This is a genomic window from Candidatus Omnitrophota bacterium, assembly GCA_021735655.1.
Taxonomy (GTDB): Bacteria; Omnitrophota; Gorgyraeia; order Duberdicusellales; family 4484-171; genus JAHKAJ01.
The window spans coordinates 183,384-200,834 of record JAIPGM010000003.1; the positions used below are offsets into that span (position 1 = coordinate 183,384).

Here is a 17,451-nt window from a genome sequence, read left to right on the forward strand (position 1 = left end):
GGGTTTTTAATGAAAGTTAATTTAGAAGTAATAAAAGTTAATAAACCGAAAGATTTAAACGTAATCATCGGTCAAGCCCATTTCATTAAAACAGTTGAAGATATCTATGAAGCACTCATTAGCAGTTCTCCGACGATAAAATTTGGCTTGGCTTTCTCCGAAGCTTCCGGTGAGTGTTTAGTCAGGACAGAAGGTAATGATCCAGAGCTAAAAAAAATAGCCAGCGATAATGTGTTAAGCTTGGCTTGCGGACATATGTTTTTTATAGCCTTAAAGGAGTCCTATCCGATTAACGTTTTAAATCAGATAAAAAATATTCCTGAAGTCTGTCGCATTTTTTGCGCTACAGCTAATCCGTTGGAGGTTATAGTTTGTGAGACTGCCCAGGGAAGAGCGCTTTTAGGAGTTGTTGATGGCGCTAAGCCCAAAGGCCTTGAGACTGAGGATGATGTTAGGGCGAGAAAAGATCTTTTAAGGAAGTTTGGATACAAGCTTTAAGGAACAAAGAGTATATGGCTAAAGAAAAAAAGAAATTCTTGCGTCGTAACGCTGGCTGGATTGCCATGCGAATTTTTACTTATCTTAACGGAATAACTCCTTTAGGCTGGAACTACTTTTTGGGTAGTGTTTTAGGAAGTATTGCTTACTTAGTGGTTAGGCGCCATCGTAAGATTGCTCTTGAAGGCCTAGAACTTGCTTTCCCGGAAAAAACAGTTAAACAACGCAAAAAAATAGCTCGTCAGGTATTCATTTTTATGGCTCAGAGTTCTTTTGAGCTGCTTCATTGCTTAAAGAATATTCATCAGCTGAAGAATATCAGTATTGAGGGGGAAGAATATTTAAGGCAAGCCTTAGCAAAGAAAAAAGGAGTTATAATTGTAACCGCCCATCTAGGTAATTTTCCGCTAATGAGTTTAAAGCTAGCAAAAGCCGGGTATCCGGTTAGCTTTGTTACTCGGCCGATGCGTGATGAGAAGACTAGTGATTATATTCATGGCCTAAGGAGTGCTACCGGAGTTAAAACAATTTTTTCTTATCCACGTCGTGAATGCGTAAATGGTATTATTAAGGCTTTAGCTAATAATGAGATAGTAGTAATGCAAATGGATCAGAATTTTGGTACTGGCGGCGTTTGGGTGAAATTTTTCGGCCAGTTGGCGGCTACACCAGTGGGGCCGATAGTTTTAGCTCTACGTACTCAAAGTGCGGTAGTACCGGCATATATATATCGTCAAACAACTGGTAAACATTGCATAAAGATATCTTCTGAACAGCAGTTAGACGTCGCCAAAGAAAAAGATGAAACCGTATTGGCTAATGCAATTGAGCTTACTCGGATTATCGAAGCATGGGTGAGAGAACATGATTTTCAGTGGTCATGGATTCATCGCCGTTGGAAATCGAGGCCTTCAAAAGAAGTTGAAAGATTAAAATTTAAAATAGAACAATAAAACTTGTAATCGCTAGATTTTTTTGTTAAAATTTTCTAAGATGAGAGATTTAATATGAGTAAGAAATATTCTTTAGGTATTGGTCTTAATCTTTTTGATGCCCGAGCAGTTCTTTTGAATGATGAAGGTAAAGTTTTAGCAAAGGTGATCAAAAATAGGAGTACCGTTAATGCCAACGAAACTTTGGCAACTTTACTAGAGTTGTTTGAAGGGATTCTTGCTAAGTCTAAGCGATATAAATCTTCGATAGAGGGAGTGGGTCTTGCCTTAGGCGGAATTGTAAATAGTAAAAAAGGAATTGTTTACTGGCCTCAGCCGCCGGATTCTTATGTGGCAGTCCCTTTGGGAGATTATCTCAGGAAGAAATTTGGCCTTAGCGTTTATATTGAAAATGATGCCAATGCTTGCGCTTGGGCTGAGTACCAAGCTAATTTTTCAAAATACAAAAATATTGTTTATTTGTTTTCAGGGGTGGGTTGCGGCGTTATTGCCAACGGCAACATATATAAAGGTAGAGATGGGGCTGCTGGAGAGTTGTTTTTAAATCCCAAAGCAGTTATGTCTTCATATCTAGGCGATTTTTCTTTTCTTAAAGCTTGGCCGGCTGACTTGGATATAGTTAAGCGGGCTAAAACTGCCATTTCCTTGGGTCAAGAAACTAGCTTAGTAAAAAAGATAAGTTCTAGCGGCGAATTGTTTTTAGAATCTATATTTGAGGAGGCTAATAAGAAAGATAAACTTGCTCGGGATTTAATAAAAGAGGCTGCTCGAACTTTAGGCGTAAAAGCTGCCTTTTTAATTAACTTACTTAACCCGGAAGCAGTTGTTATTGGTGGCGGTTTAGAGAGTGCCGGAGAATTCTTTTTAGAAGAATGTATAAACTCGGTAAAGAAGTTTTCTTTTAACGAGATGAGAAAGGGCTGTAAAATAACCCTTTCTTGCTTGGGTAATGATGCGACTTCTCTTGGGGCAGCAATGTTAGTTTTTAAAGAAAATACTTTACAGAGATAGTATATATGCTAGTATATTATATACGTTATAATTAATTAAAAGGAGGTCACTAATGGACAAATCAAAAATAATTCCGATCATTCTCTTGATTTTTATTTTAGGTATAGGATTTATTGCCTACACTTTCTATCAGCAGTCTCAGGAATTAGGCAAAAAAAATCAAGATTTAACGAAGGAGAATTCCGCCTTAATCCAAGAGAAAGAAGACTTAAAAGAGCAATATAATACTCAGCGAGAGAGAAATAATGCCTTAGAAGAGAGGCAATCAGCGATGAATGCTGAACTTTCACGATTAGAGAATGAACGAGATAGTTTCCAGACAAAGTTAGCTGAAGTTACCCAGGAAAGAGATCTGTTGGTTGAGAAGCTAAGTAGTAAGCCTACTCAGTCAAGCTCAAGTTCAAGCTCAGTCCAAAGCTTTAGCCCCTCAACGGTTTCTGGAGGACAGCTTTCTGAAGATCATTGGGCAGATTTTGTTAAGGAAAAAGCTTCCTTGGAAGCAAAAGTTGGTACTTTGAATAAAGTATTGCTTGATGCAAAAAGTAAGATATCGGAATTAGATAAAGATAATAAAGAGCTCAGTATAAAAATTGATCAGCTTAATAAAACAAGAGAAAGACTTGACGAAGAAGTACGCTTTAAAGAAAGAACCTTACGTGTCCTGAGTATGGATTTGGTTAGCGAGAGAGAAGAGCGGGCTTCAGCTGTTACTGAATTGAGAAAACTTCGAAGCGAAAATATAAGTTTAAAGAGAGAGATTGTTTTATCGAATAAAGAAAAAATGAATTTGCAAAGTACTCTCAGAGGCGCATTGGACAGAAAAGAAAGTTTGGAAAGTAGAATTTCTGATGCCGAGAATGTTTTAAAAGAAAAATCTTTAGCTTTCGGCGAATTACAAGAGCAGCTTGAACATGCAATAATTGGCAGTAAACGTATTACTGCTTCTGAGTCAGCATCGGTGCAGTTGCCTCCGATTGTAGTTAAACCGGAAGCTCCTGGTTTGCGAGGACTTCGTGGCGAAGTTATAGCTGTAAATAAAGAAGAAAAGTTCATAGTTGTTGATATCGGAGAAGCTTCTGGTTTACGTCCTGGCGCTTTGTTAAAAGTTATGCGTGGAGATAGAGAAATCGCAACTTTAGAGGTTATTGAGACTCGTAGGGAAATTTCTGCCGCGGACATAAAAGAAGTAGTTGGCGGGACGACTATTCAAGAAGGCGATATCGTTATAAGTCGGTAAGTTTCTTCTTACTTCATCCAGCCTATTTTAAAACGGGATAGCAATGTCTTCTAAAATAACCATCAAGGATGTTGCCAGAAAGGCGGGCGTTTCAATCGCTACGGTTTCTCGTTTTATCAATAATTTTCCTCTACGTCAAGAAAATAAAGATAAGGTTGAGCGGGCAATAAATGAGTTGAATTATCAACCTTTACTCTACGCTCGCAGACTCGCCGGCGGCAAACTTAATACTTTTGGCCTAATTCTTCCTGGTTATGAAGGGATATTTTATTCTTTTTACGCTTTAGAGATAATTCGTGAAGTCGCTGCATCAACGGCTCAAAACTCAATTGATTTGCATCTGAATATTTTTTGGGATAAAGACAACTTCCAAAGTTCCTTAGTCGACGGAGTCATAATGGCTGATGTTATTGGCAATGATCAGCAACTTGAGCGATTAACTAAGGAGGAGGTGCCCCTAATAGTTATAAATCGAAGGATTGATGATCCTAGGATTAGCTCGATATCTGTTGATAATTTTAAGGGAGCTTACGAGGCAGTAGAGTTTCTTATCCATCATGGACATAAAAGAATCGCCCATCTTGCCGGTGATTTACGCGTCCAATGCTCTCAGGAGAGGATTGATGGCTACAAAAGCGCTTTGGTTAAGAATAAAATTGAATTTCGGGAAGATTACGTTAAATCAACTAACTTTTCACGTAAGGATGCCCGGGAAGGCCTCGATGAGCTATTTGCTAAGGTTGATGAGGCTCCGACAGCAATTTTTTGCTGCAGTGATGAGGTAGCCTCAGAAGTTTTGAGTTTTGCCGAGGAAAAAAGAATCGAGGTTCCGAGATCTCTGAGCGTTATCGGTTTTGATGATAACCCTCACTGTCTTTATGGTAATTTAATGCTTACTACAGTTCGGCAACCCCTGAAAGCAATGGTCCAACAAGGGGTCAAGATTTTAAAAGATACTATCGATGAGAATAAACCTCCTCAGAAGCTGGTTCTTGATACAGAACTTATCATCAGAGACACAGTAGGATTTCTTTAAGGCGTACTGTTTAGCGCTTAGGTGCCAAACAGATAAGTTATTTTTTTAATCTTCGTATCAATATGTTGAGTTTGAAGCTTAACCTACATACTATATATAGTATTTTTTCTTGACACAGTTCATTAGCTATGATATACAATAAGTATTCTACTAGAAGCATTAATAATCAATAATTAAACATTAAGGAGAAGGGGGTTATGCAGGAAGAGTTAAATTTTTCATCGAATGCAATTGTTGTTTTACGTAAACGTTATCTTAAGAAAAACAATCAAGGTGCGGTGTCAGAAACTCCAAAAGAGTTACTAGAAAGAGTTTCTCAGGCAATCGCTAGCGTCGAGGCAAACTACGGTCAAGATGCAAAGAGAGTAAAGGAAGTTAGAGCCGAATTTTTAGAGATGATGACTAATTTAGAGTTTATGCCTAATTCCCCCACCTTAATGAATGCCGGAAAAGATTTGGGTCAGCTTTCGGCTTGTTTTGTAGTGCCGGTAGAGGATTCAATGGAATCTATTTTTGATGCTATAAAATCAACCGCTTTAATTCATAAAACTGGTGGTGGTACCGGTTTTAGCTTTTCGCGTTTACGCCCTACAAATAGTGTTGTTAAGTCTACCGGCGGAGTTGCTTCTGGCCCGGTTTCTTTTATGAAGGTTTTTGACGCAGCTACCCAAGCGGTCAAGCAGGGGGGTACTCGTCGGGGAGCAAATATGGGGATATTACGCGTAGACCATCCCGATATTTTAGAGTTTGTAAAATGTAAAGAGAAAGAGGGGCAAATTTCTAATTTTAATATTTCGATAGCCCTAACTGATGAGTTTATGGATAAAGTTCTTCAAAAACAAGATTACTCTCTTATTGATCCTTTCAATAAAGAGATTGTTGGGAAATTAGATGCTAGCGAAGTTTTTAATCTAATTGCAACCTATGCTCATAAAAATGGGGAACCAGGGATTGTTTTCATCGATAAGATTAACCGTGATAATCCTACTCCTAATCTTGGACTCATTGAAAGCACCAATCCTTGTGGCGAACAACCACTCCTACCTTTTGAAAGTTGCAATCTTGGTTCGATTAATCTTGCCAAGATGTTGACGAAAACTGATCAAGGTTTTGAAGTTGATTGGAAAAGATTGGAAAAGATTACAAAATCGGCGGTACGTTTTTTAGATAATGTAATCGATGCCAATAAATTTCCGCTTGAACAGATTAAAGAAAATACTCGTAATACAAGAAAAATTGGCTTAGGAGTAATGGGTTGGGCAACTATGCTTGGTTTTATGGGTATTCCTTACGATAGTGATGATGCAATTCACTTGGCCAAAGATGTAATGCGTTTTATTCGCGAGGCAGCCAAGAAGCAATCATTACAGCTAGCCGCAGAAAGAGATGTTTTCCCAGCTTGGAAAGGAAGTTCTTGGCATAAGAAGGGGATAAAGATACGTAATGCAACTTTAACTACTATTGCTCCTACCGGGACAATAAGTATTATTGCTGGGCCGACTTCAGGCGGAGTTGAGCCTAACTTTTCTCTTTGTTATTTTCGTAATGTTCTAGACGGAGAGAAGCTTCTTGAAGTTGATCCGGCCTTTGAGTATACAGCTAAAAAGCAAGGCTTTTATTCAGATGATTTAATGCAGCGGATTGCTAAAGGTGAAGATGTCCAGAGCATGGAGGAAGTTCCTGAAGAAACAAAAAGAATTTTTAGAACCGCAATGAACATATCACCTTTTTGGCATCTAAAGACTCAGGCTGCCTTTCAAGAGTTCACCGACAATGCTGTTTCAAAGACAATAAATTTACCTAATAGCGCAGTTGTTGATGATGTTAAGGAATCGTATCTACTAGCTTATAAGCTAGGTTGTAAGGGGGTTACCGTTTATCGTGATGGTTCAAGAAGCGTGCAGGTTTTGACCTTAGATAAGGCTGATAAGAAAAAGGAAGATAAGGAAATCCAGGGCTACTCAATAGCCGTACCTTATCCTAAACCGAGACCGGAAGTTATTTTGGGGACTACTACCAAGGTTACCACTGGATGTGGTAACCTTTATATTACCGTTAATCAAGATGAGGAAGATAATCTTTTTGAAGTTTTTACTCAGATGGGTAAGGCGGGCGGTTGTGCAGCTTCCCAACTTGAGGCTGTTGGTCGGTTAGTTTCATTAGCTCTTCGTGGCGGAATAGATATAAAAGTTATTGTTGAGCAGTTGAAAGGAATTAGATGTCCTTCACCTTCCTGGGATAAGGGAAAGAAGATTTTTTCCTGTGCTGACGCAATAGCCAGAGTTTTAGAAAAAAGAGGAACCGATCAAAAAGAGATAGTTAATGTTGTGACCCAACCGGCTAAAAGTGAAGAGGCAGATAAAGTTTTTGCTCCAGTTGCGACTAGAGACTCTCATACTATCGTTGGAGTATGCGTTGAATGCGGTTACGCTCTGCGTCATCAAGAAGGCTGCCTTGTTTGTGATGCTTGTGGCTATTCTAAGTGCTGACAACAGACAAATAGATTTTATTGATAAATTTGTGCCTGCTGGTAGGGGAAAAGCAGGCACTTTTTTTAAGAAGGAGAAGAGATGATTAAGCTAGTTTTATTGCGTCACGGTGAAAGCATTTGGAATTTAGAAAATCGTTTTACTGGCTGGACCGATGTTGGTTTATCCGACAAAGGAGCAAAAGAGGCCCATGAAGGAGCTAAGTGGTTAAAAAAAGAAGGTTTTACTTTTGACGTAGCGTATACTTCAGTTTTAAGAAGGGCAATTCAGACTCTTTGGATGGTTTTAGATGATTTAGATTTAATGTGGATTCCGGTTCAACGCTCCTGGCGTCTTAATGAGCGTCATTATGGAGCTCTCCAGGGATTAAATAAGCTAGAGACGGTTAAGAAATACGGTGAGGAACAAGTTTTGATTTGGCGAAGGAGTTATGACACCCAGCCGCCGGCCTTAACACCTGATGATGAGCGGTCTCCGGCTAAAGACCTACGTTATCAGAATTTAAAGCCTGAAGAAGTACCTTTAACCGAGTGCTTAAAGGATACGGTGAATAGATTCTTGCCTTATTGGCATGAGACAATAGTTCCTACCTTAAAAGACGGTAAAAAGGTTATCATTGCTGCTCATGGAAACAGTCTTAGGGCTTTAGTTAAATATCTCGATAATGTTAGCGATCAGGAAATTGTAAGCTTGAATATACCAACCGGAATACCGTTGGTTTATGAGTTAGACGACAATTTGAAACCAATCAGACACTATTATTTGGGAGATCCAGAAGTAATTAAGAAAGCAATTGATTCAGTTGCTAAGCAGACTAAGAAATAACAGCAAACGAATAGTTAACTAGGGGGCAGATCCGAATTTTAAAAATAGGGTGTGCCCTTTTTTTATTTGTGATACAATTTTAATCTATGAAGCAATATGATTGTATTGTAGTTGGCTCAGGTCACGCCGGAATTGAGGCTGCTTATTTAGCCTCTAGGCTTGATTGTGAGGTGTTATTTTTAACCCTCGATATCGATGCCATTGGCAAGTTATCTTGTAATCCGGCTGTCGGCGGAGTGGCTAAGGGGCATTTGGTGCGTGAGGTTGATGCTTTGGGTGGTTTAATCGGGAGAATAACCGATCGAGCTGCCTTAGGTTATCGAATTCTAAACCGTAGTAAGGGTAAGGCTGTCTGGGCTCATCGGGCTCAGGTGGATATGTTAACCTACCCCAAAATAGCGAGAGACTTTATCGAAAAGAGTGGCAAGATTAGAATATTACAGGCTAAGGTCGATAAAATTTTGGTCAAGGGCAAAAAAGTGTACGGAGTTCAAACTAATTTCGGTGAACTATTGTTATCGAGAAAAGTAATTATTTGCGCTGGAACATTTTTAAAGAGTACAATTCATATCGGCATGAAAAGTTTTCCTGGCGGAAGGCTGAATGAAGAGTCCAGTGATGGCTTATTTAATAGTATCAAAGGGCTAGGCTTTAAAACTAAGCATTTTAAAACTGGGACTTGCGCTCGACTTGATTCTCGGACGATTAATTTTTCTAAAATGATCGAACAGGTTCCTGATTCTGACGCTGTGCCATTTTCATTTACTAATAAAAGGATATCCAAAGATGCCTTAAGTTGTTTTATCGCCCACACTAACAAAAAAACTCATAACATAATTAAAAGAAACTTAAAATATTCGCCGCTTTATTCAGGAAAAATAAAATCTCAAGGCGTGCGTTATTGTCCATCACTTGAAGACAAGGTGGTTAAGTTTTCTGATCGAGACCGTCATCAGGTTTTTATTGAGCCTCAAAGTAGAAATTCTTATGAGGTTTACCCTAACGGAATCTCAACTTCCCTGCCCTATGAGGTTCAAATAAAGTTTATTCAAAGCATAGAAGGTCTAGGAAAGGCTGAAGTTTTACGTCCTGGCTATGGTATCGAGCATGGTTTAATTGATGCCCGAGAGCTTGAACTAACCTTAGAAGCGAAAAAGATCAGCGGGCTTTACTTTGCCGGTCAACTTAACGGAACTACTGGCTATGAAGAAGCAGCCGCTCAAGGTGCGATAGCTGGAATAAATGCTGCATTGTCAGTCAAGAAAAAGAAGCCGTTTATTTTAGCTAGAAATCAAGCTTATATCGGGGTTTTAATTGATGATTTAACCATCAAGGGTACTAATGAGCCTTATCGAATGTTTACCTCGCGTAGTGAGTTTCGTCTTTCTTTGCGTGAAATGAATGCTGATTTACGTCTTGGACCTTTAGCTTATAATTTAGGGCTATTAACTAGAGGTGAGTATAAGCTGATCAGCGATAAGAGGCGGTCGATTGAGGACTGTTTAAAAGAAGCAAAATCTAAAAAGATTTTTTTTCAAGGAAAGCGTCTTTCGCTTCTTGAGATTGTAAGACGTCCGAAGATAAGTTTTAGTAAGGTGAACAAGCATTTCGATAAATCAGTTGATAACTTAGCGGTTCAGCGCGAAATAGAGGTGGCGGCTAAGTATGAGAGTTTTCTAATTAGAGAGCTGGCTCAGGCTAAAGAGATAGAAAGGTTTGATCGGGTAAAGTTACCTAAGATGGATTATGCTAAGATTTCATCAATTTCTAGAGAAATAGTTGAAAAGTTAAAGAAGTTTAAGCCTAAAACCTTAGGTGAGGCTTTGAGAATAAGCGGAGTTACTCCGGCGGCGATTTTAACTATTTATAATGAGGTAAAAAAGAAGCAGAAAGTATAGTTCAGGTTGGTGCTATAAAAGTGCTAATTCAATTTTAAATATTTACCAATATACTCGGCAAATTTTTCGCTTGCTCCGTAAGGAGAGAGGGTTTCTTTTACTTTTTTTAGTTTTTCTTTTAATTGGTTGCATTTCTGATCGTTAGTTAAATAGCTAAAAGTAGCTTTAGCTATTTTGTTTGAGCTAGCTTCGTTTTGTAATAGTTCATCAACTATCTTTTCTTTTGATAGGATATTAACCATACCGATAAATTTAGTTTTCACTAATTTTTTTAAAATATGCCAGGTTAATGGATTAACCTTATAAATTATTAAATAAGGTACTTCAAGGATGGCTATCTCTACGGTTGCTGTACCTGAAGAGGCAATGATAAATTTTGATTCAGCTAGTGCAAGGTATGAGTGATTAACTATGTCCATATCCGGTGAGAATTGTCGATAGAACTCTTGGCTTAAACTCTCAGGTTTTATTATTTGGAATTGATACCCGGGGAGTTGTTTTTCGATAATTTTTTTAGCCTCACTCATAACTGGCAGATGTTTTTTTACTTCGTTTTTGCGTGAGCCAGGCATAAATGAAATTATATTTTTTGTTTTTGAGTTTTCAGGTCTCTCAATAATTTCTAAAAGCGGGTGACCAAAGTAAAGAGCATCAATATTTTTAGTTTGATAAAAATCTTTTTCAAACTTAAAGATTACTATTATTTGGTCGATAAACTTTTTAATTAAGTTTACCCTTTTTTCTCTCCAAGCCCAAACCTGAGGACTTACGTAGTAAAAGACAGGGTATTTTTTATTAATTTTTTTAGCCAATCGAAGATTGAAGTCAGGAAAGTCAATCAATATTACTAAGTCTGGCTTTACTTTTTCTATGTGCTCATAAGCTTGGTTAAAGATAGCAAAGATACCTTTCAGAGAAGAGATTACCTCAACCAGTCCGCTTACTGAATGCGCCAGAAGGTTAACTATTTGTTGAGAGTGTTCAGCAAGCGCCGGCCCACCGAAGGAATCGATTTCAAGGCTTGAGTACTTTTCTTTGAGTTTTTTAGCTAGGAGGCCTCCATAGAGGTCGCCTGAAGTGTCGCCGGCAATAATGACAATTTTTCTTGTTCCGTCGGGGTTCATTATTTACTTTGCAATGTTCCTTTGGATTTTTAAGGCAAGGCCGAGGGCATCTTTTGCTTTTTCGGCATATTCAGTTTTATATTTTTTAGCTTTCACTAATTTTATGAATTCAGAAATTTCTTTTTTTAACGGCTCTTCCTTATTAATCCCCAGCGATTTCTTTACTATTTTTTCACCTAACTTTTGATAGATTTCAACTTCTTGATTGGCATAGTCTAAAGATACATAAAGGTTTGACATAAAAATTCTGATTTTTCTTTCTCGCTTGGCTGATATTCTTGAAGAAGTGATATTAGCCACACAGCCTTTTTTAAACTCAAGACGCACATTGGCGATATCATCGGAGGCCGAGAGAACCTTTACTCCTTTGGCTTGAACTTTTTTTACTTCATCTCTTACCAAATCAAGAATTATGTCTAAATCATGAATCATTAGATCTAAAACTACACTGATGTCCAGTGAGCGGTTGGGGTAAGGGTTTAGGCGATGACATTCGATAAATAAGGGATTTTTAATAAATTCTTTCACGGCTAGATAGGCGCTGTTGTACCGCTCAACATGGCCAACAAAAAGAAGAGTGCGCATTTTTCTCGATAGATTAACTAGCTCTTCGGCTTCTTTTAAATTTTGAGTTAGCGGTTTTTCAACTAAGACTGGAATCCGATGATTTAAGAAGAACTTGGCGATTTCAAAGTGGCTGGTAGTGGGGGTAGCAATACTTACTAAGTCTACCTTGTCTTTTAGTTCTTTATAGTCTTTAAATGAGGGGCAATTGTTGTTATTTTTAAGCGTAGTTTCATTGGTGTCAACAAGGTAGATATTCGCTATCCCTTTGATTTCCTTATATATACGCAGGTGGATACTGCCTAGTTTGCCTATTCCGATGACTCCTACCTTTAACATAGGACCTATCTTATCAAATCGCTTGTGAAAAGTCAATTGATGTGATACAATTTTGGCTATGAAAAATTACTTAAAACTACTAAAATTCTTAAGACCACAGCTGGGAATTTTTTGTATTGCTTTGCTGGCGACTGCAATTTCTGCGGCCTTAAACGGAATAACCATTCTTTCAATTTTACCCTTAGTTGATATTGTTTTTACCGGTAAACAGATAATAATTCCTACTACTTTGCCGCCATTTCTCTCAGGTTTAGTGGATAAGCTAAATGCTGTTGATCCGGCCGTCTTATTTAAGGTCTTGGTTATCTCTATTGTGCCTTATTTCTTTGTTAAAGGAATATTTTTCTGGCTTCAAGGTTATTTAATGAATGCGGTGGCCTATCGTACGGTAAGAGAGGTAAGGAATAAGCTTTTTCAGAAACTTCAGGAACTTTCTTTGGCTTTTTACTCACGTCAGAGAACCGGAGAGCTAATGAGTCGGATTACTAATGACGTTGGATGTATTAATAATGCGATTTCTTTTGCTTTCAGAGATTTAATTCATGAATCGTTTCGTTTCCTTATTTATGTCGGGTTTGCTTTTGCTATTGGCGGAAAGGTAGCCTTAATAACGGTTATTTTTCTACCGTTAATTGTTATGCCAATAGCTAGAATTGGCAGGCGGCTTAAAAAAATATCAACTCAGACTCAGGAAAAAGTGGCTGATATAAGTTCATTGCTTTCTGAGACTATTTCTGGAGTGAGAATAGTTAAGGCTTTTTCAATGGAAGATTATGAGCTAGGCAGATTTAAAGCGCAGAATCAGCGTTATTTTAGCTACTTGATGAAGGCAACTAAAAGAATGCTTTTGTCTACTCCGATTTCTGAGATGGCTGGAGCAATAGCCACAACGGTTATTCTAGCTATTTGGGGAAGGGAGGTAGCTCGGGGTAATATTTCCTTTGGTGGCTTTAGCGTGGTCATGGGTTCACTTATGTCTTTAATGCAGCCGCTAAAGAAGTTAACCGGAGTTCACTTTACTACTCAGCAGGGTTTAGCTGCTAATAAGCGTATTTACGAGATACTTGATACTGAAGTTTTAGTTAAGGATTCAGTTGGTGCCATCGATATACCGATTTTAAAAGATAAGATTGTTTTTAAGGATGTTTGGTTTAAATATGAGGGTTCTTCAGAAGATGTTCTAAGTGGCACTAACCTTGAGGTTAAAAGAGGCGAGATGATAGCTGTGGTTGGCCCTTCGGGGGCCGGAAAAACCACCATGATAAATCTAATTCCTCGTTTTTATGATCCTTATAAGGGGAGTATTTTGTTTGACGGGAAAAATATAAAGGATGCAAGTTTAAAATCTGTGCGCAATCTTGTCGGTATGGTTACTCAAGAGATGATTCTTTTTAACGATACAATAAGAGCTAATATTGCTTACGGAAATCAGGATACTACTAATCAACAGATTGAAGAGGCAGCTAAAAAAGCCTCAGCCCATGAGTTTATCATGAACTTGCCGGAAAAATATGATACAGTTATCGGCGATAGAGGATTTAGGCTTTCTGGTGGTGAGAAGCAGAGAGTGGCAATTGCCCGGGCTATTCTAAAAGATGCGCCGATATTAATCTTAGACGAAGCCACTAGCAATCTTGATTCAGCCTCAGAACAGTTGGTAAAAGATGCCCTTTACACCTTAATGCAAGGGAAGACTTCTTTTGTTATTGCTCATCGACTTTCTACAGTCCAAAAGGCCGATAAAATCGTAGTTTTAGACAAGGGAAATATTGTCGGAATAGGAACGCACGCCCACCTTATCGAGACCAATTCCCTTTATAAAAAGCTGCATGATTTGCAGTTTAATGCCTAAAGCTTTCGGGGCATAATATATATTGAATATATTAAGAAGTATGATATACTTTGAGTCAAGATTGCCAACGGTCAAGAGGAGGAAATTGGCTGTCTGGTAAGGTAAAATACTGCCCAATGAGGCAAAAAAGCTCACAAATATTAAGTTCAAGTAAGGAGGAAGAAACTAATGGCGTTACCCGATCTTATTAAAAACTTACTAGAAAGTGGCGTTCACTTCGGCCATTTGAGTAAGCATTGGAATCCCAAGATGAAGCGATTTATTTTCGGGAAGAAGAAGAATGTCTATATTATTGACTTAGAGAAAACAGCTCTAAAGTTACAGGAAGCAAAAGATTTTGCAAAAGAGAAGGCGAAGCTGAGCGAGAAAATTCTGTTCGTAGGGACTAAGAAGCAACTACGTGGAGAAATGAGGCAGCTAGCGACTTCTTGTAGCATGCCTTATGTGGTAGAGCGTTGGGTTGGTGGTTTGCTTACCAATTTTTCCACAGTAAGGACTAGGGTGAATAAGTATTTAGAACTTATTGAGAAAAGAGACACTGGTAAGTTTGAGACAATGATGAAAAAGGAAGTGGTACGCTTAAACCGGGATATAGAGAGAATGGAAAAGGTTTATAGTGGGGTTACCACAATGGATGGGCTACCGGGTTGTGTTTTCATCATTGATCCTAAAAAAGAGATGGCTTGTGTGAGAGAGGCCCGTAAGCTTTCCATACCGATTATTGCCTTGATTGACACTGATGCTGATCCGGAAATGATCGATTATCCGATACCGGGTAATGACGATTCAATAAAATCGGTAAAGTATATAGTTTCTTGTTTGGTTGATGCGGTTAATGAGGGACAAAAGGCAGCAACCGATTTAACCAAACAGGTAAAAACTGAGGAATCTAAAAAAAGCCCAGCCAAAGAAAATAAGGCTTCTAGCGAAGGGTCCCAAGAGGAAAAGTTAGAAGAAGATCAGAAAAAAACCGAAAAAAAAGCATAGAGATCCAGTTCGCGGATATCTACAACTTCAAGGAGGACGAGGATGAGCCTAACCGATATTAAAAAATTAAGAGATATGACCTCTCTAGGTATTAATGATTGCAAAAAAGCCTTATCGGAATCAAAGGGTGACTTTAGTAAGGCTTTAGAGATTTTAAGGAATAAAGGTGTGCAAACTTTAAAAAATAAGAGTTCACGAAGTGCAACCCAAGGTCGCATAGAGTCATATGTTCATTTTGGAGGCAATCTTGGCGTATTGGTTGAGATAAATTGCGAAACTGATTTTGTTGCTCGAACCGATGTATTTAAGGCTTTTGTCAAAGATATCGCAATGCAAATTGCTGCTGCTAGTCCGGAGTACATAAAAAAAGAAGATATTCCTAAAGAAATTTTGGAACCAATTGAAGATAAAGATGCATATTGTAAACAGCATTGCCTTATCGATCAGTCCTTTATAAAGAATAGCAAGCTTTCAGTTGCTCAATATCTTCACGAGGTAGTATCAAAAACTGGAGAGAATGTTGTAATCAAAAGGTTTATTCGTTTTTCTTTAGGAGAAGAAGCTTAGAGGTTTTTTAGGTTGATTGATGAAGGCTAAATATAAAAGAATTCTTCTTAAACTAAGTGGAGAGGCGTTTCAAGGGAAATATTCACACGGAATCGATAGTTCAGTCTGCGCTCTTTTAGCTAAACAGATTAAAGAGATAGTAGAATTAGGCACTGAGATAGCTTTGGTGGTTGGTGGTGGAAATATCTTTCGCGGGGTGCCGAAATCTACTGAGTTTCAAATGCAGCGAACCGTTGCCGATTATATGGGAATGTTGGCGACTGTCTTGAATGGTTTAGCTCTTCAGAATGCTTTAGAGAATCAAGGCATTACAACTAGAGTTATGACTTCGATTGGAATGGAAAGAATTGCTGAGCCTTATATTCGCAGGCGCGCCGTTAGACACCTAGAGAAAAAGAGGGTAGTAATATTTGTTGCCGGCACTGGCAATCCTTATTTTACCACTGATACGGCAGCAGCTTTAAAGGGAGTTGAAATTGGCGTTGATGTATTGTTTAAGGCAACTAAGGTAGATGGCGTATATTCATCGGATCCTTTTAAAAACAAAAAAGCCAAAATGTTTAAGAACTTGAAATATATGGAAGTGATCAGTAAAGAGTTAAAAATAATGGACTCAACAGCAGTTACTTTATGTATGGAAAATAAGTTACCGATAATTGTTTTCAATTTTTTAAAGAAAGATAATTTAAAAAAAGTAGTTTGTGGTAGCGATTTAGGAACTCTAATTACTTAAGCGGAGGCAGATATGATTGCAAAACAAGTTCTTAGTGAAATAGAGGCAACTATGAAGAAGGGGATTGAAGCAACTAAACGAGAGTTGTCTGAGCTCCGTTCAGGGCGGGCAAATCCGAAGATGGTCGAAGGGGTAAGGGTTAATTATTATGGAACGCCAACCTTACTAAAAGAAATAGCCACTATTGGTGTTCCTGAGGCCAGGATGGTAGTTATACATGCTTATGACCCGACATCTTTGAAAGAGATTGAGAAAGCAATATTGCAATCAGAGTTAGGTATTACCCCGGTGAATGACGGAAAGATTATCCGTTTAATTGTCCCCCCTCTAAGTGAAGAAAGGCGGGAGGAATTAATAAAGATAGTGAAGAAAGTTGTTGAGGAAGGTAAGGTGTCGATTAGAACTGTGAGAAGAGATGGTAAAGAGAGGATAAAACAACTCGAAAAAGATAAAAAGATTTCTGAAGATGAACGATTTAAGTCTGAGGAAGACCTTCAGAAGCTGACCGATAAATCGATAAAAGATTTAGAAGTTATTTTAGAAGAGAAAGAAAAAGAATTGAAAGAATTTTAACTATGGGCCGCTAGCTCAGTTGGTAGAGCACCGCCCTTTTAAGGCGGCTGTCCCCAGTTCGACCCTGGGGCGGCTCACTTGTTACGCCGCGGTGGCGGAACTGGCAGACGCGCATGGCTTAGGACCATGTCTCGTAAGGGGTGGGAGTTCGACTCTCCCCCGCGGCATTTGTAGTTTTTCGCGGGGGTAGCTCAATCGGCTAGAGCGTCACGTTGCCAACGTGAAGGTTGAGGGTTCGATTCCCTTCCTCCGCTGTTTTTTTAGTTTAAAATTCAATAATGAACGTTTTAGATTATTTAGATTCAGAAAGCATTATTTTAGGTTTAAAAGCCAAAAATAAAAAGGCTGCTGTTTCGTCTATGCTTGATTATCTTGTTCAAAAAAAGAAGATAACCAAGGATGACAAAAAAACTATTGCCCGGGCCATATTTCGTCGAGAAGAAATGGGCTCTACCGCGATTGGAAACCACATAGCATTTCCCCACGCTCGAGTGAATTCGGTTAAAGATATTATCATCTGCGTAGGAGTATCTAAAGAAGGGGTTGATTTTGATTCTTTAGACCAAGAACCAGTTAGCATTATTGCTTTACTTTTATCGAACCAGAGTGAAGCGGGTTTACATCTTAAAATGTTGGCTTTCTTGGCACGAATGTTGCGGGATAAATATCTCGTTCAGAGATTGAAGAACGCAAAAAGTCAGACTGAAGTCATAGCGTTGTTGCGTCAGCAACAGCAAGCGATTGGTTAGAGGAAAATCTTTTTAA

At 38.5% G+C, this 17,451-nt stretch carries 16 protein-coding genes and 3 tRNA genes; 17 read left to right on the forward strand and 2 right to left on the reverse strand.

From position 1 onward, the window contains the following. The first annotated feature begins 9 nt into the window (after positions 1 to 9). The 8 genes from K9L86_03635 (at position 10) to mnmG (ending at position 9,947) form a co-directional block, all read left to right on the forward strand. On the forward strand, positions 10 to 498 hold the full coding sequence (locus K9L86_03635; protein MCF7907949.1) for an adenosine-specific kinase: 489 nt from the start codon (positions 10 to 12) through the stop codon (positions 496 to 498). A 14-nt stretch (positions 499 to 512) separates the two neighbouring features. Next, positions 513 to 1,451 (forward strand): lysophospholipid acyltransferase family protein, encoded by a 939-nt coding sequence (locus K9L86_03640; GenBank protein ID MCF7907950.1) that lies wholly within the window; start codon positions 513 to 515, stop codon positions 1,449 to 1,451. A 54-nt stretch (positions 1,452 to 1,505) separates the two neighbouring features. Next, complete coding sequence (locus K9L86_03645) at positions 1,506 to 2,462, forward strand: ROK family protein (GenBank protein ID MCF7907951.1); 957 nt, start codon at positions 1,506 to 1,508, stop codon at positions 2,460 to 2,462. A gap of 52 nt (positions 2,463 to 2,514) precedes the next feature. Further along, on the forward strand, positions 2,515 to 3,699 hold the full coding sequence (locus tag K9L86_03650) for a hypothetical protein (protein ID MCF7907952.1): 1,185 nt from the start codon (positions 2,515 to 2,517) through the stop codon (positions 3,697 to 3,699). 43 nt (positions 3,700 to 3,742) lie between these two features. After that, a complete protein-coding gene (locus tag K9L86_03655) occupies positions 3,743 to 4,735 on the forward strand; it encodes a LacI family transcriptional regulator (GenBank protein ID MCF7907953.1) in 993 nt (330 codons plus the stop codon). A 197-nt stretch (positions 4,736 to 4,932) separates the two neighbouring features. After that, on the forward strand, positions 4,933 to 7,224 hold the full coding sequence (locus K9L86_03660; protein ID MCF7907954.1) for a vitamin B12-dependent ribonucleotide reductase: 2,292 nt from the start codon (positions 4,933 to 4,935) through the stop codon (positions 7,222 to 7,224). Positions 7,225 to 7,305: 81 nt separating this feature from the next. Further along, positions 7,306 to 8,049, forward strand: coding sequence for a 2,3-diphosphoglycerate-dependent phosphoglycerate mutase (gene gpmA, locus K9L86_03665; protein ID MCF7907955.1), 744 nt, complete (start codon positions 7,306 to 7,308; stop codon positions 8,047 to 8,049). An 86-nt stretch (positions 8,050 to 8,135) separates the two neighbouring features. Further along, positions 8,136 to 9,947, forward strand: coding sequence for a tRNA uridine-5-carboxymethylaminomethyl(34) synthesis enzyme MnmG (gene mnmG, locus K9L86_03670; GenBank protein ID MCF7907956.1), 1,812 nt, complete (start codon positions 8,136 to 8,138; stop codon positions 9,945 to 9,947). A gap of 23 nt (positions 9,948 to 9,970) precedes the next feature. On the opposite strand, the gene lpxB is transcribed toward mnmG, so the two are convergent. Next, the gene (gene lpxB, locus K9L86_03675; protein ID MCF7907957.1) at positions 9,971 to 11,071 is read right to left on the reverse strand and encodes a lipid-A-disaccharide synthase; all 1,101 of its coding nucleotides are present in this window, start codon (positions 11,069 to 11,071) and stop codon (positions 9,971 to 9,973) included. Between the two features lie 3 nt (positions 11,072 to 11,074). Then, the gene (locus tag K9L86_03680) at positions 11,075 to 11,974 is read right to left on the reverse strand and encodes a Gfo/Idh/MocA family oxidoreductase (GenBank protein ID MCF7907958.1); all 900 of its coding nucleotides are present in this window, start codon (positions 11,972 to 11,974) and stop codon (positions 11,075 to 11,077) included. Between the two features lie 58 nt (positions 11,975 to 12,032). On the opposite strand from K9L86_03680, the gene K9L86_03685 reads away from it, so the two are divergent. From K9L86_03685 to K9L86_03725, 9 genes are all read left to right on the forward strand, one after another. Next, positions 12,033 to 13,826, forward strand: coding sequence for an ABC transporter ATP-binding protein/permease (locus K9L86_03685; GenBank protein ID MCF7907959.1), 1,794 nt, complete (start codon positions 12,033 to 12,035; stop codon positions 13,824 to 13,826). Positions 13,827 to 13,994: 168 nt separating this feature from the next. Further along, positions 13,995 to 14,813, forward strand: a complete 819-nt coding sequence (gene rpsB / locus K9L86_03690) for a 30S ribosomal protein S2 (GenBank protein ID MCF7907960.1) — start codon at positions 13,995 to 13,997, stop codon at positions 14,811 to 14,813. Between the two features lie 42 nt (positions 14,814 to 14,855). Continuing rightward, positions 14,856 to 15,380 (forward strand): elongation factor Ts, encoded by a 525-nt coding sequence (gene tsf / locus K9L86_03695; protein MCF7907961.1) that lies wholly within the window; start codon positions 14,856 to 14,858, stop codon positions 15,378 to 15,380. A 19-nt stretch (positions 15,381 to 15,399) separates the two neighbouring features. Continuing rightward, entirely contained in the window at positions 15,400 to 16,113 is a 714-nt protein-coding gene (gene pyrH, locus K9L86_03700; protein MCF7907962.1) for a UMP kinase, read from the forward strand. Between the two features lie 15 nt (positions 16,114 to 16,128). After that, positions 16,129 to 16,686, forward strand: a complete 558-nt coding sequence (gene frr, locus K9L86_03705) for a ribosome recycling factor (GenBank protein ID MCF7907963.1) — start codon at positions 16,129 to 16,131, stop codon at positions 16,684 to 16,686. Positions 16,687 to 16,690: 4 nt separating this feature from the next. After that, positions 16,691 to 16,763: transfer RNA gene (locus K9L86_03710), tRNA-Lys, on the forward strand. A gap of 8 nt (positions 16,764 to 16,771) precedes the next feature. Continuing rightward, positions 16,772 to 16,853: transfer RNA gene (locus tag K9L86_03715), tRNA-Leu, on the forward strand. A 13-nt stretch (positions 16,854 to 16,866) separates the two neighbouring features. Continuing rightward, positions 16,867 to 16,940 (forward strand) — tRNA-Gly (locus K9L86_03720). Positions 16,941 to 16,964: 24 nt separating this feature from the next. After that, entirely contained in the window at positions 16,965 to 17,435 is a 471-nt protein-coding gene (locus tag K9L86_03725; GenBank protein MCF7907964.1) for a PTS sugar transporter subunit IIA, read from the forward strand. Positions 17,436 to 17,451 lie beyond the last annotated feature (16 nt).